The organism is Shimia sp. MIT1388 (genome assembly GCF_047124445.1).
In the GTDB taxonomy this organism is placed as follows: Bacteria; Pseudomonadota; Alphaproteobacteria; order Rhodobacterales; family Rhodobacteraceae; genus Shimia.
Genome location: NZ_CP138921.1, coordinates 1,629,546 through 1,654,872 on the forward strand (window position 1 = coordinate 1,629,546; position 25,327 = coordinate 1,654,872).

The 25,327-nt window shown below is 59.7% G+C and carries 24 protein-coding genes; 17 read left to right on the plus strand and 7 right to left on the minus strand.

Annotated elements, in window-relative coordinates; translation table 11 throughout:
* The first annotated feature begins 27 nt into the window (after positions 1-27).
* Genes phnC through SIB92_RS08010 form a run of 4 tightly spaced genes read left to right on the plus strand, consistent with a single transcriptional unit; the run spans position 28 to position 3,358 of the window.
* Entirely contained in the window at positions 28-801 is a 774-nt protein-coding gene (gene phnC, locus SIB92_RS07995) for a phosphonate ABC transporter ATP-binding protein (RefSeq protein WP_412555294.1), read from the plus strand.
* Positions 798-1,592, plus strand: coding sequence for a phosphonate ABC transporter, permease protein PhnE (phnE, locus tag SIB92_RS08000; protein ID WP_412555295.1), 795 nt, complete (start codon positions 798-800; stop codon positions 1,590-1,592). The genes phnC and phnE (SIB92_RS08000) overlap by 4 nt, the downstream gene beginning before the upstream one ends.
* Positions 1,589-2,401 carry a phosphonate ABC transporter, permease protein PhnE gene (phnE, locus tag SIB92_RS08005; protein WP_412555296.1) on the plus strand — a complete coding sequence of 271 codons (813 nt, stop codon included), beginning with the start codon at positions 1,589-1,591 and terminating at the stop codon, positions 2,399-2,401. Before phnE (SIB92_RS08000) ends, phnE (SIB92_RS08005) begins: the two co-directional genes overlap by 4 nt.
* Before the next feature lie 54 nt (positions 2,402-2,455).
* On the plus strand, positions 2,456-3,358 hold the full coding sequence (locus tag SIB92_RS08010) for an HAD-IIA family hydrolase (protein ID WP_412555297.1): 903 nt from the start codon (positions 2,456-2,458) through the stop codon (positions 3,356-3,358).
* Positions 3,359-3,382: 24 nt separating this feature from the next.
* On the opposite strand, the gene SIB92_RS08015 is transcribed toward SIB92_RS08010, so the two are convergent.
* Complete coding sequence (locus SIB92_RS08015; protein WP_412555298.1) at positions 3,383-4,477, minus strand: M24 family metallopeptidase; 1,095 nt, start codon at positions 4,475-4,477, stop codon at positions 3,383-3,385.
* A gap of 360 nt (positions 4,478-4,837) precedes the next feature.
* Between SIB92_RS08015 and SIB92_RS08020 the strand changes: the two genes are divergently transcribed.
* The 9 genes from SIB92_RS08020 to SIB92_RS08060 all read left to right on the plus strand — a co-directional run bounded on the left by SIB92_RS08020 (position 4,838) and on the right by SIB92_RS08060 (position 13,132).
* Positions 4,838-5,638: a transporter substrate-binding domain-containing protein gene (locus SIB92_RS08020; protein ID WP_412555299.1), complete on the plus strand. Its 801-nt coding sequence runs from the start codon at positions 4,838-4,840 to the stop codon at positions 5,636-5,638.
* A gap of 66 nt (positions 5,639-5,704) precedes the next feature.
* Complete coding sequence (locus SIB92_RS08025) at positions 5,705-6,367, plus strand: amino acid ABC transporter permease (protein WP_294119133.1); 663 nt, start codon at positions 5,705-5,707, stop codon at positions 6,365-6,367.
* Positions 6,368-6,377: 10 nt separating this feature from the next.
* Entirely contained in the window at positions 6,378-7,040 is a 663-nt protein-coding gene (locus SIB92_RS08030) for an amino acid ABC transporter permease (RefSeq protein WP_294119135.1), read from the plus strand.
* Positions 7,037-7,759, plus strand: a complete 723-nt coding sequence (locus SIB92_RS08035; RefSeq protein WP_412555300.1) for an amino acid ABC transporter ATP-binding protein — start codon at positions 7,037-7,039, stop codon at positions 7,757-7,759. Before SIB92_RS08030 ends, SIB92_RS08035 begins: the two co-directional genes overlap by 4 nt.
* A 31-nt stretch (positions 7,760-7,790) precedes the next feature.
* On the plus strand, positions 7,791-8,750 hold the full coding sequence (locus tag SIB92_RS08040) for a dihydrodipicolinate synthase family protein (RefSeq protein WP_412555301.1): 960 nt from the start codon (positions 7,791-7,793) through the stop codon (positions 8,748-8,750).
* Positions 8,741-9,673 (plus strand): proline racemase family protein, encoded by a 933-nt coding sequence (locus tag SIB92_RS08045; protein WP_412555302.1) that lies wholly within the window; start codon positions 8,741-8,743, stop codon positions 9,671-9,673. Before SIB92_RS08040 ends, SIB92_RS08045 begins: the two co-directional genes overlap by 10 nt.
* 66 nt (positions 9,674-9,739) lie before the next feature.
* Complete coding sequence (locus SIB92_RS08050; protein ID WP_412555303.1) at positions 9,740-10,978, plus strand: NAD(P)/FAD-dependent oxidoreductase; 1,239 nt, start codon at positions 9,740-9,742, stop codon at positions 10,976-10,978.
* Between the two features lie 13 nt (positions 10,979-10,991).
* Complete coding sequence (locus tag SIB92_RS08055) at positions 10,992-12,095, plus strand: cis-3-hydroxy-L-proline dehydratase (protein ID WP_412555304.1); 1,104 nt, start codon at positions 10,992-10,994, stop codon at positions 12,093-12,095.
* 11 nt (positions 12,096-12,106) lie between these two features.
* Complete coding sequence (locus SIB92_RS08060; RefSeq protein WP_412555305.1) at positions 12,107-13,132, plus strand: trans-3-hydroxy-L-proline dehydratase; 1,026 nt, start codon at positions 12,107-12,109, stop codon at positions 13,130-13,132.
* A 17-nt stretch (positions 13,133-13,149) separates the two neighbouring features.
* Here SIB92_RS08060 and SIB92_RS08065 read toward each other — a convergent pair whose 3' ends face one another.
* Positions 13,150-14,166 (minus strand): Ldh family oxidoreductase, encoded by a 1,017-nt coding sequence (locus tag SIB92_RS08065; protein WP_412555306.1) that lies wholly within the window; start codon positions 14,164-14,166, stop codon positions 13,150-13,152.
* Positions 14,167-14,323: 157 nt separating this feature from the next.
* Here SIB92_RS08065 and SIB92_RS08070 point away from each other — a divergent pair, with 157 nt between their 5' ends.
* The 4 genes from SIB92_RS08070 (at position 14,324) to SIB92_RS08085 (ending at position 19,407) form a co-directional block, all read left to right on the plus strand.
* Positions 14,324-15,001 (plus strand): GntR family transcriptional regulator, encoded by a 678-nt coding sequence (locus SIB92_RS08070; protein ID WP_412555307.1) that lies wholly within the window; start codon positions 14,324-14,326, stop codon positions 14,999-15,001.
* Positions 15,002-15,091: 90 nt separating this feature from the next.
* Positions 15,092-16,606, plus strand: coding sequence for an aldehyde dehydrogenase (NADP(+)) (locus tag SIB92_RS08075; RefSeq protein WP_412555308.1), 1,515 nt, complete (start codon positions 15,092-15,094; stop codon positions 16,604-16,606).
* A gap of 194 nt (positions 16,607-16,800) precedes the next feature.
* The gene (locus SIB92_RS08080; RefSeq protein WP_412555309.1) at positions 16,801-17,757 is read left to right on the plus strand and encodes a GAF domain-containing protein; all 957 of its coding nucleotides are present in this window, start codon (positions 16,801-16,803) and stop codon (positions 17,755-17,757) included.
* A 126-nt stretch (positions 17,758-17,883) separates the two neighbouring features.
* Positions 17,884-19,407 carry an aldehyde dehydrogenase family protein gene (locus SIB92_RS08085; RefSeq protein ID WP_412555310.1) on the plus strand — a complete coding sequence of 508 codons (1,524 nt, stop codon included), beginning with the start codon at positions 17,884-17,886 and terminating at the stop codon, positions 19,405-19,407.
* Positions 19,408-19,467: 60 nt separating this feature from the next.
* On the opposite strand, the gene SIB92_RS08090 is transcribed toward SIB92_RS08085, so the two are convergent.
* The 5 genes from SIB92_RS08090 to hutI all read right to left on the minus strand — a co-directional run bounded on the left by SIB92_RS08090 (position 19,468) and on the right by hutI (position 25,256).
* A complete protein-coding gene (locus SIB92_RS08090) occupies positions 19,468-19,881 on the minus strand; it encodes a globin family protein (RefSeq protein WP_412555311.1) in 414 nt (137 codons plus the stop codon).
* A gap of 161 nt (positions 19,882-20,042) precedes the next feature.
* Positions 20,043-21,716, minus strand: a complete 1,674-nt coding sequence (gene hutU, locus SIB92_RS08095; RefSeq protein ID WP_412555312.1) for a urocanate hydratase — start codon at positions 21,714-21,716, stop codon at positions 20,043-20,045.
* 11 nt (positions 21,717-21,727) lie between these two features.
* Positions 21,728-22,531 carry an N-formylglutamate deformylase gene (gene hutG / locus SIB92_RS08100; protein WP_412555313.1) on the minus strand — a complete coding sequence of 268 codons (804 nt, stop codon included), beginning with the start codon at positions 22,529-22,531 and terminating at the stop codon, positions 21,728-21,730.
* Entirely contained in the window at positions 22,528-24,066 is a 1,539-nt protein-coding gene (gene hutH, locus SIB92_RS08105; RefSeq protein ID WP_412555314.1) for a histidine ammonia-lyase, read from the minus strand. The genes hutG and hutH overlap by 4 nt, the downstream gene beginning before the upstream one ends.
* A complete protein-coding gene (hutI, locus tag SIB92_RS08110) occupies positions 24,063-25,256 on the minus strand; it encodes an imidazolonepropionase (RefSeq protein ID WP_412555315.1) in 1,194 nt (397 codons plus the stop codon). The genes hutH and hutI overlap by 4 nt, the downstream gene beginning before the upstream one ends.
* Positions 25,257-25,327 lie beyond the last annotated feature (71 nt).

Sequence of the window (25,327 nt, forward strand, 5' to 3'; positions counted from 1 at the left end):
GGGCCGCGCTATGTCCGAGAGACCGCAATGCTAAAAATATCCAAACTCACAAAACGTTACGGCTCGGGCGATCCCGTGCTCAAGGAACTCGACCTGACTGTCGAGGGCGATCAACTGACTTCAGTCATCGGCTCGTCGGGCGCTGGCAAAAGCACGCTGCTGCGCTGTATCAACCGGCTGGTTGAACCCACATCTGGCTCCGTTGATCTGAATGGCACAGAGTTCACCGCCCTCAAAGGGCGCGAGCTGCGCACTGCACGGCGGCGCATCGGCATGGTGTTCCAAAGCTTCAACCTGATCGACCGCCTGACCGTGATGGAAAACGTGCAATCCGGTCGCCTTGGCTACATCTCCACCTGGGCCGCGCTCACCCGGCGTTATCCGCGCGAAGACATCCGCCACGCCTATGAACTGATGGAACGGGTTGGCATAGCCCATTACGCCGATCGCCGGGCTGACGAGCTGTCCGGTGGCGAGCGCCAACGGGTCGGCGTGGTGCGTGCCCTGATGCAGCGCCCCGAAATCCTGCTGGCAGATGAACCTACCGCCTCGCTTGACCCAAAGACCTCAGAACAAATCATGTCGCTCCTGCGCGATCTGGCATCAGAGTTGAAGCTCCCGGTGATCATCAACATCCACAACGTCACTGAAGCCAAAGAATACAGCGACCGCATTGTCGGCATGCGCTATGGCCGCATCATCTTTGACGACTTGCCCGGCAGGCTGACCCAATCCGAAATGGATGAAATCTACGCAGGCGTGCCTGCGATGGACCGTGCCGAAGTTGGAGCCGTGGCATGAGCACGGTCAAAGACACCTGGCGCAAACCGCCCTTCATAGCCAACCCGCTCTTGCGCTACGGGCTCTACAGTGCGGTGGCGATTTATGTCATTTTCACTCTGACCACCCTGCCGATTGACTGGGACCGCGTGTCTGACGGCATGCGTCGTGCACAGCGTATCTTCAGCGGGGCGTTTCCTCCGAGTTTTGAGCGCTCCGGTCTGCTGATCGACGGCTTTCTGGAAAGCCTGAAAATTGCCATCCTCGCCACTGTCGGCGGCATCCTACTCTCGGTGCCACTGGCCTTCATGGCGGCTCGTAACATTGCCATCAAACCAGTCTACTTTCTGGGCCGCGCCATCATCATTGTCGCGCGCAGTTTCCACCCGGTCATCGTCGCGATCATCTTTGTGAAAGCCGTGGGCTTTGGCCCCTTTGCAGGCGCACTCACGCTGGTGGTCTACTCCATCGGCTTTGTTGCCAAACTTCTGGCAGAACGCATCGAGGAAATCGACTTTGGTCAGGTCGAGGCCATGCGCTCTGTGGGGGCTGGCTACCTCGCCACGCTTGTCTACGCAGTCTTCCCGCAAATCATGCCCCGCCTTGTCGGCCTTGGCATCTACCAGCTCGACAGCAACCTGCGCGCCTCCGCCGTTGTCGGCATCGTTGGTGCAGGGGGCATCGGTGCCACCTTGGCCAACGCCTTTGGCCGGTACGACTATGACTTCGCGCTTGCTATCACCATGGTCATCGTCGGCGTCATCCTCATCTCCGAGGCAATCAGCGGCTTTATCAGGAAACGGATTGCATGATGAACAGCCAAGCAATGCAACACTCGCTTGACCACTGGTCCCGCTTCACCCTGAAACAACGCCTCATGCGCTACGGTGGTTTTGCCCTTACCCTGCTTGTGGTCGCCTGGGCCCTCTCCAGCATCAATGTGATCTGGGAATGGGTCTGGGATGCGCCAGCCCAAATGGGTGATCTCTTCGGCCGCATGATGCCACCAGATCCCACTAACCTTCCCTCCATTTTGGAAGCGATCTGGCAGACCGTGAACATCGCCACGCTGGCCACAATGTTTGCCGTGGTGGTGGCCCTGCCTGTGGCCTACATCTCGGCCCAGAACACCACACCCAACCGGCTGTGCCTTTGGATTGGTCGTTTCATCCTGGTCTCGTCCCGCTCGGTCAACACCATCATCTGGGCGCTGCTGTTTGTGGCCATCTTCGGCCCCGGCATTGTTGCGGGTATTGTCGCGATCATGTTCCGGTCCATCGGTTTTCTGGGCAAACTGCTAGGCGAAGCCATTGAGGAAATTGACACAAAACCGGTTGAAGCATTGGAAGCCTGCGGCGCCTCGCGATTCAAAATTGTGCTCTATGCCATTGTGCCTCAGGTTATGCCCGCCTTCTTCGCCGTCGCAATCCTGCGCTGGGACATCAACCTACGGGAATCCACTGTATTAGGTCTCGTCGGCGCAGGAGGCATTGGCATGATCCTGCAAGGCGCGATCGACACCTTCAACTGGCCGGAAGTCTCTATGGTGTTGCTCACCATCCTCGCGCTGGTGGTCTTTGGCGAAGTCGTCTCTTCCTACTTGCGCAAGAAAATCCTCTGACCTTACAACGGCGGCCGACACCCTCGGCCGCCTTTTTCTTTCCGGACCCAACTTATGATCGACACGCAAACGGCGTTTGACCGCTATGAAAGCCTGCGCCACGCGCTGCCTTCCGCAACCTTTTCGCCCAAGTCCCAAACGGGCCGCGATCTCAGCGACACAGCCCCACACTATGACGCTTACATCCTGGATGCCTTTGGCGTCTTGAACCGAGGCGAAACCGCCATCGAAGGCGCGGTAGAACGCATGGAGGACCTGCGTGCCTCGGGCAAACGGCTGATCGTTCTCACCAACGCCGCCAGCTACACGCGCGTGGACATCCTCGCCAAATACCACCGTCTCGGCTTTGACTTCACCGCCGACGAAGTGGTCTCAAGCCGCGATGTGGCCTTCGCAAACTTGCCCAAGCTGACAGACGATGACGTTTGGGCCGCTATCTCCGCGGAAGGAGATGACTTCAGCGACGCGCCAAACCAAGCCACAATGGAAGACCTGATAGCGAACCCGGATCTCTTTGACACCGCAGGTGGCTTTCTGTTCCTCTCCACAGCACGCTGGAAAGACACAAACACAACAGCCTTGAGCCAAGCCCTCAAGGCAAATCCACGCCCATTGGTGGTTGCCAATCCTGACCTTGTCGCGCCACGTGAAGACGGCTTGACCATCGAACCCGGCATGATCGCCCACGACATTCTTGCGCAGACCGGCACAGATGCGGCGTTTTATGGCAAACCGTATGACAACGCCTTCGAAACAGCTTTGGCACGTCTGGACGGCATCCCCCGCCACCGCATCGCCATGGTCGGCGACACGTTACACACCGACGTGCTTGGTGGTGCCGCAGCGGGCATCGGCACCATCCTGATCACCGATCACGGTCTCTTCAAAGGGTTCGACGTTGTGCCCTACATCCAAAAGTCTGGCATTCAACCGGATTGGATTGTCGCGACCACCTAAGACGACGCCGTCACGGGGCGCACCTCAGCGCCCCACAATCAGCAGTTCCTTGGGAAAGGACGTCAACGCCCGCACACCATCGGCCGTGACCAGCATATCGTCTTCAATCCGCACGCCAAAGTTGCCCAGATCATACAGCCCAGGCTCATTGGTCCAGACCATGCCTTCACGCATCACCTCGTGGTTTCCGCGCATGATGTAAGGCGCCTCATGCACCTCCCGCCCCAAACCATGTCCGGTCTTGGTACGGATGCGATCCGCAAAGGGAGAGGCCTCTAACACACCAGTGACAGCATCATCAATCTCATGTGCGGTCACACCCGGCTTGGTCACCTCAAACCCTCGCAAGTTGGCGGCCAAAACGGTCTCATAAACCGCCCGTCCCTCGTCGCTCACGTTGCCCACAAAAACCGTGCGCGTGATATCCGCCGCAAAGCCATCCTTGCGCGCGCCAAAATCGAACAGCAACGCATCTCCTTCCTGCACCGCGTAATCGGCCCGCGCCTTACCATGTGGCCGCGCCGTGTTGTCGCCTGCCACAACAATCGGCGAAAACGCCAGATCATCCGCCCCTTCCGCAAACAGCGCCTGGATCAAGGCACTCTCGATCTGCTTCTCGGTCTGCCCAATCCGCACACCGTCCAGCACCCGGCTTAATGCGCGCTCAGACACGTCGATGGCAGATTGCAGCGCTGCCACATCTGCTTCGGTTTTGATCACCCGCAGTCCGGAAATCGCCTTTTCGCCATCCACAATCTGCAAACCCGGCTGCGCCTTGGTCAGCGCCACCTGCACAAACACCCGCATCACCTGACCTTCCACGGCAAGGGAGCCAATCTTGAGGTGCTCGGTCAACGCGGCAAAAGCCGCGTCGTACCCATCCTGATCGCGCCAATCAAACACCGCGCCATGAAAATCCACCAACGCCCAACTGCCTAGTTCCAGATTCGGCACAAGCGCCGCTGGCGTACCCTCCGCAGGGATCACTGCCAGAAACGGGCGTTCGTGGCTCATGAAGGACTTCCCGAAAGCACGGGTGAAATTAGGCCCCGGTACCAACGCCACAGCATCCACATTCAGATCCCGCGCCACTTGGCGGTATTCGGACAGATTTGACATTTTGATCTCCTGAAAACTCTCGATTCAGCGCATTGCCTGAATTTTTGGATACAATATCCTTAAATGATCTCCGGGCACAATCACCATAAGCAAGCTTGCGCGACGGTCCAAGGAATCGCGCCAACAAGCAGCTTCTAGCTGCGGATTTGATCCACTTCTTCCCACTTCTCGAGCGTCCATCGTTCCCCACGACGTGAAAACTTCAACTCACCTCCCCAATAGAAAATCGATCATTTTCATATCCTTAAACCCACCCACCCTCCAATCTATCGCGCCTCATGCACTCTCCCGCAAATTTTATATTGGATTTTGTATCCAATTTATCTTAGCACTCGGTCCACCAACTTTTGGGAGGACCCTATGCTTAAGAAACTTGCTGCCATCGCGGCACTCACCACCTTCGTCGCCATCCCGGCCAAAGCGGACACTCTTGATGACGTCGTCGATCGCGGCACCCTGCGCTGCGGCGTGGTTCTGGATTTCCCGCCAATTGGGTACCGTGACGCCAACAACGAACCTGCGGGCTTTGACGTCGACTACTGCAACGACCTCGCCGCCGCGCTGGAAGTGGAAGCCGAAGTGCTGCCAGTGACCTGGGCGGAGCGTCTGCCAGTGATCGTCACCGGCCGCGCTGACGTTGTATTTGGCGCAACCTCTGACAGCCTCGCCCGCGCGCGCACTGTCGGCTTCACCATCCCTTACGCGATCTATTACGCCCAAGGCGTTGTGAACGCGGACAGCGGTATCGAGACCTTTGAAGACATCCGTGGCAAACGCGTCGCCGCCGCCATCGGCACCGTGCCAGAGCAGGAATGGCTGAAAATCGCTGCGGAATGGGGTGAAGAAGGCAACTATCAGGGCTACCAGTCTGAGAACGAAGTCTTCCTGGCCGTCGCACAGGGCAAAGCCGACATCGGCATCACCACCAACACCGCCGTTCTGCCAATCACGCAACAGTATGACACCGTTGTAGCTGGCCCACGTATGCCTTGGACCACTGACTACACCTCCGTTGTGGGCAAGCGTGAAGACGTAACCTGGCTGAACTACCTCAACCTGTTTGTGACCCATCAGGTGCGCTCTGGCCGTTACAGCGAGCTGTGGGGCAAATACGTCGGCGGCGAAGCACCAGAGCTGCGCATCCCCGGCGTGATGTACTGATCCACCACTCCCTAAAACCCGCCTCTGTCCAGCCCACGCTGGGCGGGGGCCATGGGAACAAACCACATGTTTGATTATAACTTCCATTGGCGACCGGTGATGAAAAGCCTGCCAGACCTGCTTGAGGCGGCTTTGCTGACCTTGCAGGTGGCGGTGCTGGCCATGATCCTTGGCATCATCATCGGCCTCTGCCTGGCGCTCATCCGCCTCAATATGCGCGGCCCGCTGCGCTGGATCGCCTCCACCTGGGTCGAACTGGCCCGCAACACCCCTGCCCTGTTTCAACTCTTCTTCTTCGGCTTTGGTCTGGGCGCGTTTGGCCTGCATCTCTCGCCGTACATGATTGTGCTCGCCGGTCTGACCTTCAACTGCGCTGGGTATTTGGCAGAGAACTTCCGCGGCGGTTTCCAGGCCGTGCCAGACACACAAATTCGCGCTTCGCGCAGCCTCGGCATGACCGCATGGCAGGCCTACACTCGCATCGTGATCCCGCAGGTGTTCCGCATCGTCTACCACCCGATCACCAACCAAATGGTTTGGGCTGTGCTAATGTCCTCGCTTGGCATGCTGGTGGGCTTTCGCGAACTCTCCGGTGAGACGCAGTTCTTTGCCTCCCGCACCTTCCGGATCTTCGAATACTTCGCCGTCACCGCGGTCATCTACTACGTGATCGTGAAACTCATCCTCGGAGCCTCCCGCCTCTTGGCGACACGGCTCTTCCGGTACTGAGGAGCGCCCCATGGAACCTACTGTCAGCTTCTTCAGCGGCTTTGCTCCCAAAGACCTCCTGTTCCTTGGCGAAGCCGCCCTGCGCACAATGTGGATTTCGGTTCTGTCGATCTCCATCGGCACGGTGCTGGGCGTGATCTTTGGCTGGATCTTGTACGAAGGCAAATGGGCCGCAGCCCTGACCGTTGCCCCTATCCTGGACGTCTTCCGCTCCGTGCCCCTGATCATCCAACTGGTGTTGTTTTATAACTTCGCGCCGATCGTGGGGCTCAACCTCGATCCCTTCGCGTCTGGCGTGGTGATCCTCACGATCTACACAGCCTCTCTTGTGGCCAACGTCGCCCGAGGCGGGATCGAGGCCGTGCAGCCATCCATGCGCCGTGCGGCGCGCAGCCTGGGCATGAGCTACTGGCAAGACCTGCGCCATGTGGTGCTGCCCATCGGCGGCCGCGCCGTCTTCCCGGCTTGGGTCGGTGTGGCACTCGGCGTGATGAAAGACAGCGCGCTGGTCTCGGTGCTTGGCTACGTCGAGTTGCTCAAGGCCAGCCAGATCCTGATCACCCGGACACAGGAACCCTTCCTCATCCTCACACTCGCTGGCGCGTTCTACTTCGCGCTCAGCTACCCAATTTCGCGCTACGCCGCGTCGCTTGAAAGAAAGTGGGCCCAATGATCGAAATTCATGACCTGCACAAATACTTTGGCTCCCTGCATGTGCTCAAAGGCATCAACCTGAACGTCGAGAAAGGCGAAGTTCTCTCCGTCATCGGCGCGTCGGGGTCGGGAAAATCCACCTTGCTTTACTGCATCAACGGTTTGGAACCGGTGCAGCAGGGCAAAGTCGTTGTCGATGGCACCGATGTGCATGCCAAAAGCACCGACATCAATAAACTGCGCCAGCAGTTGGGCATGGTGTTTCAACAATGGAACAGCTTCCCACACCTGACCGCGTTGGAAAACGTCGCCCTCGCGCCCAAAATCGTGAAAGGCAAATCCAAAGCCGAAGCCCGCGAGATCGCCGCGCAACAGCTTAAGCACGTGGGTCTGGGCGAGAAACTCGACGTCTACCCATCCGCGCTTTCCGGCGGGCAACAGCAACGTCTGGCGATCGCCCGCGCCCTCGCCATGGAGCCGGAATACATGCTCTTTGACGAAGCCACCTCCGCGCTTGACCCGGAGCTGGTGGGCGAAGTGCTCGAAACCATGCGCATGCTGGCTGAAGAAGGCATGACCATGATCTGCGTCACCCACGAAATGGGCTTTGCCCGCGACGTGAGCGACCGCGTCGCCTTCTTCCACCAGGGCGTCATGGAAGAGATCGGCCCACCCGAGCAGATCTTCGGCACCCCGCAATCTGAACACACCCAAAAATTCCTCGCCAACGTGCGCTAACCCCGCACGCAAGACCCAAAAGGCTCAAGCTATGACCAAAAATATCTTCTCCGGCACCATGCCGGCCCTCATGACCCCGTGCAAAGCCGACCGCACCCCGGATTACGACGCGCTTGTCAAAAAAGGCCACGACATGATCGCGGCGGGTATGTCCGCCGTTGTCTACTGCGGCTCCATGGGCGACTGGCCCCTACTTACAGATGAGGAGCGCATGACCGGCGTGGAACGTCTGGTTGAGGCAGGCATCCCAGTAGTGGTCGGCACCGGCGCTATCAACTCCAAATCCGCCGTTGCCCACGCTGCGCACGCGCAAAAAGTTGGCGCCGTTGGCTTGATGGTGATCCCTCGGGTTCTGTCTCGCGGCTCTTCCATCGCAGCACAGAAGAACCACTTCAAAGCCATCCTTGAAGCCGCACCAGATGTGCCAGCCATCATCTACAACAGCCCAGTTTATGGCTTCGCCACCCGCGCAGAGCTGTTCTTCGCTCTGCGCGCAGAGCACAAAAATCTGATTGGCTTCAAAGAGTTCGGCGGCAAAGATGATCTACGCTACGCGGCAGAGCACATCACCTCGCAGGACGATCAGGTCACCTTGATGGTCGGCGTCGACACCGAGGTCTACCACGGTTTTGTCAATTGTGGCGCCACCGGCTCGATCACCGGCATCGGCACCGCCCTGCCCAAGGAAGCCCTGCTGCTCGCCGCCCTGTCGCAGAAAGCTGCCGCAGGCCACGCCGAAGCCCGTATGCGTGCCAAGGAACTGGAAGAGGCGTTTGGCGTTCTGGCCAGCTTTGATGAAGGCACCGATCTGGTGCTCTACTACAAGTACCTGCTCGTCCTGAACGGCGAGGAAGAATACCGCCTGCACTTCAACGAAACAGACGTACTGAGCGACGCCCAGCGCAACTACTGCGAACAGCAATACAGCCTGTTCCGCTCCTGGTTTGCCGATTGGTCCAAACAAGGCGGAGTCATCGCTGAATGCATGTGATCGACAGCCATACAGGGGGAGAGCCCACACGGGTGATCCTGGACGGGGGGCCGGATCTGGGGACCGGCTCCCTTGCTGAGCGCGCCCTTCGCCTCGCGACTGAGCATGAAGAGTTCTATCTCTCGGTCATGCGCGAGCCGCGTGGCCAACCCGCCATGGTCGGCGCGCTTCTGGTGGAACCGGTGGACCCCACCTGTGTGGCCGGTGTGATCTATTTTGACATGGGCGCCGTGCTGGGCATGTGCGGCCACGGCACCATCGGCCTCACTGTGACGCTCGCCCATCTGGGCCGTATCACACCTGGTGTGCATCGCATTGAAACCCCGGCCGGTGTGGTGGAGGTGGAGCTGAGCGACGCCAACACGGTCACCGTGCGCAATGTCGAAAGCCGTCGGGTGCGCAAACAGGTGCAATTGGACGTGCCTGGCTATGGCGCGGTCACCGGCGACGTGGCCTATGGCGGCAACTGGTTCTTCATCCTCGACCCCAGCCCGCTGCCTGTGAACATCGGCAACATTCGGGCCTTGACCGATATGGGCATGGCCATCCGCGAAGCCGCCATCGCAGCTGATGCCGGTGGGGAAAACGGAGAGCCAATCGACCACGTGATCTTTCAAGGCGAAGCGCCGGAGAAAGGCGTGCACAGCCGCAACTTCGTGCTCTGCCCGGACGACACCTATGATCGCTCACCCTGTGGCACAGGCAGCTCCGCTCGTCTGGCCTGTTTGGCTGCGGACAACCGCTTGGCACCGGGGGAAGAGATCGTGCAGCACAGTGTGATCGGCAGCCCCTACACCTTGTCCTACCAAACCGGCCCACACGGTGGCGTGATCCCCTCCATCACAGGACAGGCCTTTGTCACCGCACAAAGCACCATCCTGTTTGAAACCAAAGACCCGTTCAAACACGGCATCGCGCATTAGCGCCTTCCGGACAGACATCCCGCCCCGTGCCTGTCCGGTCCCTCCCTCTCACGACAGGTCACAGGCATGACAAACGACATCATCGTCATTGGCGCCGGCATCATCGGCATCTCCACCGCGCTGGAACTGCAACGTCGCGGCCATCAGGTCCGTGTACTGGATCGCAGCGGCATTGCGGCGGAAGCCTCGCAGGGCAACGCAGGCGCTTTTGCCTTCACCGACATTGTCCCGCTTGCCACCCCAGGCATCATGCGCAAAGCCCCCAAATGGCTGCTTGATCCGCTTGGCCCCCTGTCGATCCCACCTGCCTACGCCCTGAAAATTGCCCCTTGGATGCTGCGCTTCTGGCGCGCCAGCTGGCAGGACCGCTACACCGCCTCGGTGGAGGCTCAAACCCAGCTGATGACCCATTCCCGTGCCGCCCTGGAGCGTCAGATCACCGCCACAAATGGCGAAGACATGATGCAGCGCGAAGGCCAGTTACAGCTCTACGAAGGCGAAAAAGAATTCCGCGCCAGCCTGTCCGGCTGGGAGCTGCGCCGCGCAAACGGCATCGATTTTCAAATGCTCGAAAGCCCCGAAGCCATCGCAGAGATCCAACCCGGCCTTGATCCGCGCTTCACCCATGCGGTGTTCACACCCGGCTGGATGAACACAGTCGATCCACAGACCTGGACACAGCACCTCGCCAAAGCGTTTATCGCCCTTGGCGGACGCATCGACACCGCCAACATTCACGCGTTGAAATGCCATGACAGCGCCGCCGTTGTGCACACCGAAAACGGCCCCATCACCGCACCCAAAGTGATTGTGTCAGCGGGCGCGTGGTCGCATCACCTCGCCCTGACAATAGGAGACAAAATCCCGCTGGAAACCGAGCGCGGCTACAACACAACGCTGCCCGCTGGCGCCTTCCCGCTGCGCACCCACCTGACCTTTGGAGGGCACGGGTTTGTTGTGACCAAAATCAACGGCGGTGTGCGTGTCGGCGGCGCAGTGGAACTGGGCGGCCTCACGCTCAAACCCAATTACAAACGCGCCGACACACTGCTGCATAAAGCGGCCAAGTTTATGCCTCGGCTGAACACGTCTGGCGGCAAGCAATGGATGGGCTTCCGCCCCTCCTTACCAGACAGCCTGCCCGTCATCGGCCCCTCCCCGCGCAGTGGCAACATCCTCTACGCCTTTGGCCATGGCCACCTCGGCCTCACCCAATCTGCGGGCACCGCCGAACTCATCGCAGCCCTCGTAGACAACGCCACCCCCACAATTCCTCTCACCGCCTACGCAGCCACCCGTTTCTGAAAGGAGCGCCCTCATGAAAATCACCGGTTTCAACGTCTACCAAGTGGACCTGCCTCTGAAAGAAGGCCGTTATAACTGGTCCAACGGCAACTTCATCGAGGTCTTTGACAGCACCGTCCTGGAAATTCTCACAGACGAAGGCCTCAAAGGCTACGCCGAATGCTGCCCACTGGGCTCCGCCTATCTGCCATCCTTTGCCAAAGGCGTGCGCGCCGGCTTGGCCGAACTGGCCCCCCACCTGATTGGTCAGGACCCACTCAACATCGGCGCCATCAACCGCACCATGGACGCCGCCCTGCGCGGTCACCCCTACGCCAAAGCCCCGGTCGACATCGCCTGCTGGGACTTGCTGGGCAAAGCCACCCTGCTGCCAGTCTACACCCTGCTGGGCGGTGCCGCACAAGACGACGTGGTGCTCTACCGCGCCATCAGTCAGGAAGACCCGGACGTCATGGCCAAGAAAATCGAAGGCTATGCCGCCGAGGGCTACACCAAGTTCCAACTCAAGGTCGGCGGCGAAGCCAATGACGACATCGACCGCATCCACGCCACCCGCGCCGTGTTGAAGAAAACCGATCAACTGGTGGCGGACGCCAACACCGGCTGGACCCGCCACGAAGCTGCCCGGGTTGTGAACGCCGTTGCCAATCTCGACGTCTATATCGAGCAGCCCTGCCTGACCTATGAGGAAAGCGTCTCTATTCGCCGCCGCACCTCCCTGCCATTTGTGATGGACGAGGTCATCGACACACCCAACACTCTGGTGAAAGGCATCGCTGAGGACGCCATGGACGCCATCAACCTGAAAATCTCCAAGGTCGGCGGCCTCACCAAGGCCCGCCAGATGCGGGACCTCTGCGTCGCGCATGGCATCCCCATGACGATTGAGGACACTTGGGGCGGCGACATCACCACCGCAGCCATTGCCCATCTGGCCCGTTCGACGCCTGCGGAATTCACTTTCTCCGCGACAGACTTCAACTCTTACGGCACAGTCACCATCGCCGAGGGTGCACCGAAGCGCAAAAACGGCCGCATGACCGCGCCGGACACGCGCGGCCTTGGCATCACACCGGTGTTTGACGCTCTCGGCGAGCCCGTCGCCACCTATCGCTGAAGGACCACATAATGCGCAGCAGCAAAACCATCCACGTGATATCCGCCCATGCCGAAGGCGAAGTGGGCGACGTGATTGTCGGTGGTGTGACCCCGCCACCGGGCGACACCATCTGGGAACAACGCAGCTTCATTGCCAAAGATCAAACCCTGCGGAACTTTGTCCTGAATGAACCGCGTGGCGGTGTCTTCCGCCACGTGAACCTGCTGGTGCCGCCCAAACATCCGGAGGCCGACGCCGCCTGGATCATTATGGAGCCCGAGGACACGCCCCCCATGTCCGGCTCCAACTCGATCTGCGTGTCTACCGTGCTCTTGGACGGCGGAATCATCCCGATGCAGGAACCAGAGACCCATATGACGCTGGAAGCCCCGGGCGGCTTGGTGAAAGTCCGCGCGGAGTGCAAAGACGGCAAGGCACAGCGTATCTTTGTGCAAAACCTACCCAGCTTTGCCGACAAAATTGGCGTGCCACTGGAAGTGCCGGGCCACGGCACAATCACGGTCGACACGGCCTATGGCGGCGACAGCTTTGTGGTTGTCGACGCGCAGGCGCTCGGGTTCGAGATTGTTGAGCACGAGGCCAAGGACATCGCACGTCTGGGTGTGACCATCACCAACGCTGCAAACGACCAGATTGGTTTCACGCATCCGGACAATCCGGATTGGGACCACATCTCCTTCTGCGCATTCTGCGGTCCCCTCTCTCGCACAGAAACCGGCTTCACAGGCAAATCTGCCGTGGCTATCCAACCGGGTAAAGTGGACCGTTCTCCCACAGGCACAGCTGTCTCCGCCCGCATGGCGCTGATGGTTGCCAAAGGACAGATGAAACCCAACGAAACCTTCGAAGCGGTGTCCATCATTGGCTCCCGTTTTTCTGGCCGCATCGTAGACAGCACAACCGTGGGCGACCGCCCTGCCATTGTCCCGGAAATCTCAGGCCGCGGCTGGGTGACCGGCATCCATCAACACATGTTGGACCCGGACGATCCCTGGCCCACAGGCTACCGTCTCAGCGACACCTGGGGCGCCTAAAACAGGCTGGGCGGCCCTTAGCCGCCCAGTTTCTTCAGATCTTCCAAAAGCGCCTTTGGCACCTCAACATATCCGCGCTCTGAATTACGCGCCCGAGCCTCAAACCGCCGTTGAGATGGCAACCGCGCTCCCTGATCCAGAATTTCTGCAAACAACCGCTCCGCCCGCGCATCATTCTCCGCCATGCGCCCACCGCTCAGGTGGTAAGGGTCAAACGCCAGAATGATCTGGCCATGATACGGCGCACCGCCTTGTCCCTCGGCAAACGCCATGCTTTCCGCACTGGTGAGATCATCAATCAGTGGTCCGGCCATCAATTCAATCATGATCGACAGCGCAGACCCTTTGTAGCCACCAAAGGTCAGCATCGCGCCATCCAACGCTGCCTGCGGATCAGTGGTGGGATTGCCATCTGAATCCACAGCCACGCCTTCCGGCAATGGTTTGCCCGCGCGCAAATACAGCTCGATCTCCCCTCGCGCAAAGCCGCTGGTAGCAAAGTCAAACGTAAACGGGTCTTTCCCCATGCGCGGCCAGGAGAACGCCAATGGATTGGTCCCCAACGTGCCACGCTTGCCCCCCGCAGGCGCAACCCAGGAATGGCTCGGCACCATTGAGAGACCGGCCAGCCCTTCTTCGGACAAGCGCTCCACCTCCGGCCACAGGGCAGAAAAGTGAAAACAGTTGTTCACCGCCATGGCCGCCATGCCAAATTTACGCGCCTTCTCGATCAACAGCGGCATCGCCTCGTTCACCGCCAGAATGGACATCGCACTCCGCGCATCCACCCGCACAATGGCGCCATCGGACGGATCAATATGCGGCAAAGCATGTCCGTCGATCTTGCCCGCTTTCATGGTCTGGTGGCACATGAACAGACGAAACAGACCGTGGGACTGACAATCATCGCGCTGACACTGATATAGCATCTCGGCAATCACCGCGGCATGGCGCGGGCCATAGCCCACGTCTGAAAGGGTTTGCTCCGAAAGCGCACGCACCTCTTCCAGCGGCAACTGAACCATTTCCGTCATTCCAAGGTCTCCCAATCTAAGTTTGTGGATATTGGATACAATAGACTATTCTCTATTCTCAAGCCGTAAAACCACGGGCTGCCTGCAAATCCTGTTGGAAAATCAGCGCCCAGCCGGTAGTTGTATCCAAAACACACCTTAGAACGAGGGATACGGCATGGCTGGAAAGCGCGCGGTAACCAAACAGAGTCTGCCAGAGATGATCGCCAACGATCTGCGCGAGCGAATCCTCAGTGGCGACATGTCCGAAGGTGAGCCAATCCGTCAGGAAGCCCTCGCCGAAGAATACGACGTCTCCCGCATGCCAATCCGCGAGGCCCTCAAACGCCTTAACGCTGAAGGCCTCATCCAATGGGCCAACAACCGCGGCGGCACGGTCACCAAGCATTCCATTGCTGAGATCGGTGAAATATTTGACCTGCGTATTCTGATCGAGACCGACCTCTTCCGCCGCGCAATCCCTTTGATGTCTCTCGCAGATTTTAACCTGTGTGAGAAAATCCTCGATCAAATGGAAACCTCTTATGATGAGGATGACGTGTCCCGCTGGGGGACGCTAAACCACGAGTACCACAGCGCGCTTTATGCCGCTGCGGGCCGGGGCCTGACCAAAGACATCCTGGACCGTATCAACGTCCAATCGGACCGTTACGTGCGCTTGCACCTCAGCGTCATGGAACAACGGGAACCGGCCAAGGAAGAGCATCGTAATCTGCTCAAACTGGCACGGGATCGGAATGAAGACGCCGCTTGTGATCTTCTAGCGGCCCATATCGAGCGCACCAAAACTGAGCTTCTGGAACTGATCGAAGCCAAACGCGCCATCGAAACCTAAGACATAGCCGCATTTTGCCGGATCGGACTTGCACGCGCCGCTAAATTGGATACAATATCCATAACTGAGTTTTCAAACAGCGAGTCCCACATGACTTTTGTTCCTCACGGCAACCACCTCATTGCTGGCACCTGGGTGTCGGGCGACACCAAATTCCCTTCTGAACCGGCACATGGCCCGGCACATGACTTCTCTGTCGGCACCGTCGACAACGTAGACACCGCGGTGCAGGCAGCAGAAGACGCGTTCTGGAGTTTTGGCTACTCCACCCGCGCCGATCGCGCCGCATTTCTGAACGCCATAGCCGATGAAATCGAGGCCCGCGCCGAGGCGATCACGCAAATTGGCACGCAGGAAACCGGCTTGCCCGAAGCCCGCCTGCAAGGCGAGCGCGGCCGCACCACCGGCCAGCTGCGCCTGTTTGCCGAGCACATCCTCAAAGGTGATTACCTCGACCTGCGCCATGACCCTGCCTTGCCCGACCGAGCGCCCCTGCCCCGCCCTGAGCTCAAGATGATGCAGCGCCCGATTGGTCCAGTCGCCGTGTTTGGCGCCTCCAACTTCCCGCTGGCCTTCTCCACCGCCGGTGGCGACACCGCCGCCGCATTGGCCGCTGGCTGCCCCGTTGTGGTCAAAGGCCACTCCGCGCACCCTGGTACAGGCGAAATCATCGCCGAAGCCATTCTGGCCGCAATCAAGTCCTGCAACATCCATCCAGGCGTTTTCAGCCTGATCCAGGGCGGCAACCGCGCCGTTGGCTCCGCCTTGGTGCAGCACCCACTGATCAAAGCGGTGGGCTTCACCGGTTCACTCGCCGGTGGCCGTGCCCTGTTTGACCTCTGCGCCGCCCGCCCGGAACCGATCCCCTTCTTTGGCGAACTTGGCTCCGTGAACCCGATGTTCATCTTTGAAAACGCCCTAGCCAACCGCCATGCGGATCTGGCCACCGGCTGGGCGGGCTCCCTGACCATGGGCGCGGGCCAATTCTGCACCAACCCCGGCATTGCCGTGGTCCTTGCCGGCAAAGATGCAGAATCTTTCGCAAAAGAAGCCATCGCCGCACTGGCGGATCAGCCAGAGCAAACCATGCTCACCGACGGCATCGCCGCAGCCTACCGCAAAGGTCAAACGCTTGTGGCCGAAACCACCGGCGTTCAGGAGCTTCTAAACACCAGCTGTGACCTGCGCGGCGCCACGCCTTATCTCTACCAAACCACCGCACAGAACTGGCTTGCCAACGAAGTGCTGGGCGAGGAAGTCTTCGGCCCGTTAGGTGTGATCCTGGTTGCGGAAAACCTTGACGAGATGCGTGCTGTCGCCAAACAGCTTCAGGGGCAGCTCACCTGCACCCTGCACATGGACGAAGCCGACACAGAAGCGGCGCAAAGCCTGCTGCCCATTCTGGAACGCAAGGCGGGCCGCATCCTGGCCAATGGTTTCCCAACCGGCGTTGAGGTCAGCGACACCATGGTACACGGCGGCCCCTACCCAGCCTCCACCAACTTTGGCGCCACCTCCGTAGGCACTCTGTCCATCCGCCGCTTCCTGCGCCCGGTCTGTTACCAAAACCTACCCGCAGCGCTGGACCCAACCACAGAAACCTAAGATCCGGCCAACCGGATCTATCCCAAAGACACCTCCCCAAGGGCGGCATCTGGCAAAAGATGTCGCCCTTTCTTTGTGACGCCCCCGCGCCTTTGGTCGCAGTTGCACTTCTCTCGCTTTCCAGTAGCTTACCACCCAGACCCGCAGCCAGTTTCAGCCAGCCCCCTGTTTGTTACACATTCGGAGCGACCCTCATGCGCCCCATTTCCCATGTTGACCGCGTTCTGGACGCTGCCTTTTCATCCTCTGCCGCCGCGCACTCCCGCCTCGCCGCAAGCTGGCGCCGTTCGGCCCACAAACATGGGCTGGACCCGGCCTCCAAACGTGACGTGGCCCGCGTTACCCAGGATTGCCTCAAAGACCGCCGTGCGGCGCTCGAAACCTTTATGACCGTAGCCGCCCCACGCCTGGACGCGCTTTATGCACTGGTCGGCCAATCCGGTTGCGGCGTATTTCTGTCCGACGCCAAGGGCGTGATCCTCGACCAACGGCTCAGCGACGCCGATGCGCCAACCTTCGGCCATTGGGGCCTGTGCAACGGCGCGGATTGGAGCGAAGCTCAGGAGGGCACCAACGGTATTGGCACCTGCCTCACCGAAGGCCGCCGCCTCATCATTCACCGCGATGAACATTTCTTTGCCCGCAACACCGCGATGAGCTGCATCGACGCGCCGATTTATGGCAGCGACGGTTCGATTGTGGCAGCCCTCGATGTGTCTTCCGCGCGCGCGGATCAAACCGAAGCCTTCAATCGCCTGATCGCCGCTCAAGTGGCCCAGACCGCCCGCGCCATCGAGGAAGCCCACTTCCGCGCCACGTTCCCCAACGCCCGCATTGTGGTGGCCGAAAGCGAAGACGCCGAAGCCGCCACCCTGCTAGCCATCGACGGCGATGATCTGGTGGTCGGCGCCACTCGGGAAGCACGCCGGGTGTTTGGCATGGAAAGCAGCGCCGCACTCACACCGCGCCCCGCCGCGGACATCTTGGGGCGCGAGGACGGCCCCACCGGCTTTGAGAAGGCCGAACGCGCCGCCGTGGTGCGGGCCATCGCCCGCGCGGACGGCAACATCAGCCAGGCCGCGCGCCAACTCGGCATTGGCCGCGCCACGCTCTATCGCCGCATGAAACGCCTCGGCCTTAACGAAACGTAATCGGATGTGTCTCACCTCTGAGACACATCCAGGTTTCGACCGTTTTCCCCACAGTGACCGCCTTTTGGGCCTGCGCCATCCTCCCCGCAATCCGATCGGAGGAGATCGGCATATGAGGAGGAAACTATGAACGATATGACCCACACAGAGGCCGGCACCTACGTCTCGCCTTTCGCGGACCGCTACGACAACTTCATCGGCGGCGAGTTCACCGCCCCGGTCAACGGCCGCTACTTTGACAACGTCACCCCGATCACCGGCGAGAAAGTCTGCGAAGTTGCCCGTTCCGACGCCGCCGACATCGAAAAAGCGCTGGACGCCGCCCACGCCGCCAAAGACGCCTGGGGCAAAACATCTGCCGCAGAACGCTCCAACCTGCTGTTGAAAGTGGCTGACGCCATCGACGCCAATCTGGAGCGTCTCGCGCAGGCTGAAACCTGGGACAACGGCAAGCCAATCCGTGAAACCATGGCGGCGGACATCCCGCTCTCTGCCGACCACTTCCGCTACTTCGCAGGCGTGCTGCGCGGTCAGGAAGGCAACATGTCTGAAATCGACGCGGACACTGTGGCCTACCACTTCCACGAACCTCTTGGCGTTGTCGGCCAGATCATCCCATGGAACTTCTCCATCCTGATGGCCGCCTGGAAACTGGCCCCTGCATTAGCCGCCGGTAACTGCATCGTTCTGAAACCGGCCGAGCAAACCCCAGCCGCGATCATGATCCTTGCGGAAATTATGTCCGAGTTCCTGCCAGCCGGTGTGCTGAACATCGTGAACGGTTACGGTGCTGAAGTCGGTGCCCCACTGGCCAGCTCCAAGCGCATCGCCAAGATCGCCTTCACCGGCTCCACCGCCACCGGCAAAAAGATCATGGAAGCGGCCACCGACAACCTGATCCCGGTCACGCTGGAACTGGGCGGCAAATCGCCAAACATCTTCTTCTCCGATGTCATGGCCAAGGACGACGCCTTCCTCGACAAAGCGGTCGAAGGCTTTGTGCTCTTTGCCTTCAACCAGGGCGAAGTCTGCACCTGCCCATCCCGTGCGTTGATCCAGGAAGACATCTACGAAGAGTTCATCAAACGCGCGATTGCCCGCGTTGAAGCCATCAAACAAGGCGACCCACGCAACCCAGAAACCATGGTTGGCGCCCAGGCATCTGTTGAGCAGCAAGAGAAAATTCTCTCCTACCTGACCATCGGTGTAGAAGAAGGCGCCGAGGTTCTGACCGGCGGCGCAGCGGCCAAATTCAACGGCGAGCTGGCTGGTGGCAACTACATCCAGCCAACCATCCTGAAGGGCCACAACAAGATGCGCGTCTTCCAGGAAGAGATTTTTGGACCGGTTGTTTCCGTAACCACCTTCAAAGACGAAGAAGAGGCACTCGCGATAGCCAACGACACCATGTATGGCCTCGGCGCCGGTGTCTGGTCGCGTGACGCCAACACCTGCTACCGCTTTGGCCGCGCCATCGAAGCCGGTCGCGTCTGGGTCAACAACTACCACGCCTACCCGGCCCACGCGGCCTTTGGTGGCTACAAGCAGTCCGGTATTGGCCGTGAGAACCACAAGATGATGCTGGACCACTACCAGCAGACCAAGAACATCCTGATGAGCTACAACCCAAACAAGTTGGGCTTCTTCTAGGATCACCTAACCCGTGAGGAGACTTCCCCCGCTGTTCCCCAACAGCGGGGGCTTTTTTGTCTAAGTCCCGCTGGAACTCGCCCCGATCATCACGTCAGCCAGCGTGCCATAAGCAGCCGTCCAGGCGGATTGCACGTCCGAGGAAAAGTCATCCCCCAGACCTTGGGCCAAGGCCCAGATCAAAGCTTCGCCAACATAGGCGTAGTGCTCTGGTGCCACCTCATAGCCGCTGTGCCGCTCGCCAAGACCCACGACAGCTGGCAGCAGCGTCTCCGGACTGTTCAATCCGGTCACCGCCAGCCCCAGCATCTGCATCAGCTTCTTCTTCTGCTCCGCCAGATCGTCCGGAAAAAGTGGCCGCACCTCCGGCGCCAGCTCAAACAGCCGCCCGTAAAACAGATCTGCAATGCGGGCCGCCATCGGGGTCACCTGCTGAAAACTGCCCTGTACCAAAGCGATCTGTTCTGGAGTCATGCCGCGCATCCTTCACAAGTGTAATACGCCCAACCTACACCAGATCCTTGATATCCCGATAGGAAATTTGAATTGTGGTTCCAATTTTGGCGACAGGGGCTGCACAGGCCACCCTCTGTGCTCCCCTTATCCCATAATCAAAATTGCCAGCTCCGTGCCAATTACACACCCAAGATCCCTGGCAAACGCAGCCCATGCTCCCGCGCACACTCTGCCGCGCTCTCATAGCCCGCATCCGCGTGTCGCCAGACACCGGACGCCGGATCATTCCACAAAACGCGCTCTAGCCGTTTCGCAGCCTCAGGCGTGCCATCTGCGCAAATCACCACGCCAGAATGCTGACTGAACCCCATGCCAACGCCACCACCGTGATGCAGGCTCACCCAGGTCGCCCCGGAAGCCGTGTTGATCAGTGCATTCAGCAATGGCCAGTCAGACACCGCATCAGACCCATCTTTCATCGCCTCAGTTTCGCGATTTGGCGAGGCCACCGACCCGCTATCCAAATGGTCCCGACCAATCACCACCGGCGCCTTCAGCTCGCCCGACGCAACCATCTCGTTAAACATCAGCCCAGCGCGGTGGCGATCCCCCAGCCCAATCCAGCAAATCCGCGCCGGCAGGCCCTGAAATGCAATCCGATCCCGCGCCATGTCGAGCCAATTGTGCAGATGCGTATTCTCCGGGAACAGCTTCTTCATCGCCGCGTCGGTTTTGTAGATATCTTCCGGATCACCGGACAATGCGGCCCATCGGAACGGACCAACCCCTTTACAGAACAGAGGACGGATATAGGCCGGCACAAACCCGGGGAAAGCAAAGGCATTCTCCAGGCCTTCTTCCAACGCCATCTGACGGATGTTGTTGCCGTAGTCGACCGTCGGGACGCCATCCTCGTGGAAAGCCACCATCGCTTCAACCTGCACCTTCATACTTGCGCGTGCGGCCTTTTCCACCTCTTTTGGCGCGGTTTCCGCTTTGGCGCGCCATTCTGCCACGGTCCAGCCTTGTGGCAGATACCCGTTGACCGGATCATGCGCCGAGGTCTGGTCGGTCACGATATCAGGCCGAATGCCTCGTTTGTGGATTTCCGGGAAAATGTCAGCCGCGTTGCCAATCAGCGCCACAGATTTTGCCTCACCTGCCTTGGTCCAACGGTCGATCATCGCCAGCGCGTCATCAAGACTATCGGTCTTCTCATCGACATAGCGCGTGCGCAGACGGAAGTCGGCACGGGTCTCGTCACATTCCACCGCCAGACAGCAGGCCCCGGCCATCACCGCCGCCAAAGGCTGTGCACCGCCCATGCCGCCAAGGCCGCCGGTCAGAACCCATTTGCCGGTCAAATCACCACCGTAATGCTGACGTCCAGCTTCGGCAAAGGTCTCATAGGTGCCCTGCACAATGCCTTGCGTGCCAATGTAAATCCACGACCCGGCGGTCATCTGACCGTACATCATCAGGCCCTTTTTATCGAGTTCATTGAAGTGATCCCAATTGGCCCAGTGCGGCACCAAATTAGAGTTGGCAATCAACACACGCGGCGCATCGGCATGGGTTCTGACCACCGCAACAGGCTTGCCAGATTGCACAATGAGGGTCTCGTCACCCTCAAGGTCTTTGAGCGTGTCAACGATCAGGTCAAAGTCTTTCCACGTGCGCGCCGCGCGCCCAATACCGCCATACACCACCAGTTCATGCGGATTCTCAGCCACATCTGGATGCAGATTGTTCATCATCATCCGCAACGGCGCTTCGGTCATCCAACTCTTAGCATTCAGCTCGGCACCAGTTGGCGGGAAAACGTCACGGGTGTTCTTGCGTGGATCGGTCATGGCAAGTCTCCTTATCGAGTCAGCACGCCAGACAAGGCGAGTTCATTGAGGGTCTGAAGAATGGTTTTGAGATGGGGCCGCAGTGCCGCCGCACGCTCCGGCAGGTAGGTCCAGGGCGCCGCTTCGCGCATATAAGTGCGCTGTGCCAGCTCCATTTGAATGGCATGTTCATTGCGACGCGGCTGGCCATAGTGGCGTGTGGTCCAGCCACCTTTGAAACGACCGTTGCAAACCGCGTCAAAGCCGTCAGCCGCAGAGGCGATTTTGCGCACCACAGTCTCAATCCTATTGTCACAGGTTGCGCCAGAGTTGGTGCCCACAGAAAACGCTGGCAGCTGCCCCTCAAAAAGAAAGGGAATGTTGGAGCGGATCGAGTGGCAATCATACAAAATTGCCACGCCATGGTGCGCCTTCACACGGGCAATCTCTTCCGCCAGTGCAGCATGGTAAGGCGCGTGAAACGCATCACGGCGGCTTACGATCTCGTCCTCAGAAGGCGCTTGCCCGTCACGCCAAATCGCTTGGCCGTCAAAGTCTGTGAGCGGCACCAGCGTTGTGGTGTTCTGCCCCGGATAGAGGGAAACGCCGGCGGGGTCACGGTTGGCGTCGATCACATAGCGGTGGATGTTTGATGCCACCACCGTCGCACCTGGCAGAAGCCCGTCGTAAAGCTGCGTGATATGCCAATCCGTGTCCGCCAACGCCTGCCCATTGGCATTGAGCCGCGCAAATATATCGTCTGGCACAAAGGTGCCACCGTGCGGTTGGCCAAGAATGATCGGGCTGTCGCCGTGGATCACATCAACGATGTTCATGCGCTCAACTCCGGCAGACTTGTGCCGCAAGCCTCGGTCAGCGCACCAGCTGCAACCAACGCGGCCGCTGCCTCCAAATCCGGCGCCATATAGCGATCCGCACCAAGCGTCGCCACGTCCTGTCGCAAGCGCTGCAGGACCGATTGCAACGGCTCGGACGTCACCAAAGGCGCGCGGAACTCAATGCCCTGCGCAGCACAGAGCAGCTCCACCCCCAAAATACGGTTCAAGTTGGTGACCATCTGGATCAACCGCCGCGCACCATGGGCCGCCATCGACACATGGTCTTCCTGGTTGGCAGAGGTCGGCGTTGAATCCGTCACACAAGGATTGGCCAAATGTTTGTTTTCACTCATCAGTGCGGCGGTGGTGACCTCCGCGATCATCAGACCAGAATTCAAACCCGGCTCCGGCGTCAAAAACGGTGGCAGGTCATGGCTCAGGGTTGGGTCCACCATCAGAGCGATGCGCCGCTGCGCAATGGCGCCAATCTCGGACACCGCCAAGGCAATCATATCCCCTGCGAACCCAACAGGCTCCGCATGAAAATTGCCGCCGGACACAATCAATCCCGCCTCAGTCAGCACCAACGGGTTGTCGGTGGCTGCGTTCGCCTCAATCTCCAGCGTCGTGGCAGCTTGTCGGATCACATCCATCGCCGCGCCCGTCACCTGCGGCTGGCAGCGAATACAATACGGGTCCTGCACACGGCTGTCGTCATCCCGGTGGCTTTCGCGGATTTCGCTGCCAGCCAAGATGGCCCGCATGGCCGCCGCCGTTTCAATCTGCCCCCGTTGACCACGCAACTGATGGATTTCCGGCTGCAACGGCGCCGTCGACCCCATGATCGCGTCGGTCGACATGGCGGAAATCACCAGCGCATTTTGCGCCGACTGCCAAGCCTCAAACAGCCCGGCCAGCGCAAAAGCCGTGGAAAACTGCGTGCCGTTGATAAAGGCCAAACCTTCTTTGGGGCCAAGCTGAATGGGCGCGAGCCCGGCTTTCGACAACGCCTCGGCGCCGGGCAAGATTTCCCCAGCGAACTCCGCTTCGCCTTCGCCAATCACCACCGCAGTCATGTGGGACAACGGCGCCAGATCACCCGACGCCCCCACAGAGCCCTGCGCCGGGATCACCGGCGTGACCCCTTTGGACAACATGCCTTGCAGCAGTTTGACATAGTCCCAGCGCACACCGCTGGCGCCCCGGCCAAAACTCAGAAGCTTAAGCGTCATCATCAACCGCGCCATGCGTCGCGGCACGGCCTCGCCAACACCACAGCAATGGCTCAGGATCAGATTGCGCTGCAACGTGGCCGTGTCTTCCGGCGCAATCTTCAGGCTGGCCAATTTGCCAAACCCGGTGTTCACGCCATAAACCGCAACATCCCCAGCCGCTGCGGCATCAATGCGCTTTGCTGCATCTTCCACCGCAGGCTTGCACACCGGATCGAGCGCCACAGCACGCTCATTCCAATAGACATCCGCCAGCTGCGCGAGCGTCACCGCGCCGGGGGTGAGTTCCAACACGCTCATGCGCGACCTCCAAAGAAACGTTGATGCAACGGGTTGAACCCAATGCGATAAGCAAGCTCAGCCGGGTGGCTGACATCCCACACGGCCAAATCGGCCCGTTTGTTCTCTTCGATTGTGCCGCAATCCGTAGCGCCAAGCGTCAGCGCAGCATTGCGGGTGACCCCGGCCAAAGCTTCCTCAGGCGTCATGCGGAAAAGCGTACAGCCCATGTTCATGGTCAACAAAAGCGAGGTCAGCGGTGAGGAGCCAGGGTTGGCATCCGTTGCCAGCGCCATAGGCACACCGTGTTTGCGCAATGCCTCAATTGGCGGCACCTGCGTTTCCCGCAACGTATAAAACGCCCCCGGCAGGATCACCGCTGTGGTGCCTGCCGTCGCCATCGCCGCAACACCATCTTCGTCAAGATACTCAATGTGATCCGCGCTCAACGCGCCATAGCTGGCGGCCAATTTGGCCCCGCCAAGATTGGACAGTTGCTCCGCGTGCAACTTCACCGGCAGCCCCAGGTCACGCGCCACATCAAATACGCGTGCTATCTGCGCTGGCTGAAAGGCAATCCCCTCGCAGAATCCGTCAACCGCATCCACCAGACCTGCTTCATGCGCTGCCCGCAATGCCGGAAGGCACACTGTGTCGATGTAGACGTCGTCTTGTCCTGCAAACTCTGGCGGCACGGCATGTGCCCCAAGAAACGTGGTCACGACCCGGACCGGGCGCACGGCCTCAATCCGACGCGCCACACGCAACATCTTTAGTTCCGTGTCCAAGTCCAAGCCGTAGCCGGATTTCACCTCAATCAGCGTTGTGCCTTCAGCAATCAACGCGTCAACCTTGGTCAAAGCATCCGCCAAAAGCTCATCCTCAGACGCCGCCCGTGTGGCTTGCACGGTCGAGACAATCCCGCCCCCTGCCCGCGCGATCTCTTCATAACTTGCACCCTGAAGCCGCATCTCAAACTCACGTGCCCGATTGCCGCCCGCAACTATATGTGTGTGACAATCAATCAGCGCCGGCGTCACCAGACGCCCCCCAAGGTCATGCTTGGTCAACTTCGAATATCGCTCTGGCAAGTCAGACAAAGCGCCCGCCCAGGCGATCCGATTACCCTCCAGCGCAATCGCACCATCCTCAAGAAGCCCATAAGGCATCGCTCCAGTCATGGTGGCCACTCTGGCGTTTGTCAGCAGCATGTCGACGAATCCCTTGCCGATGTCAGATTAATTTGCATTATGTCTGCACATAATAATCCGTCAAGCGGGGA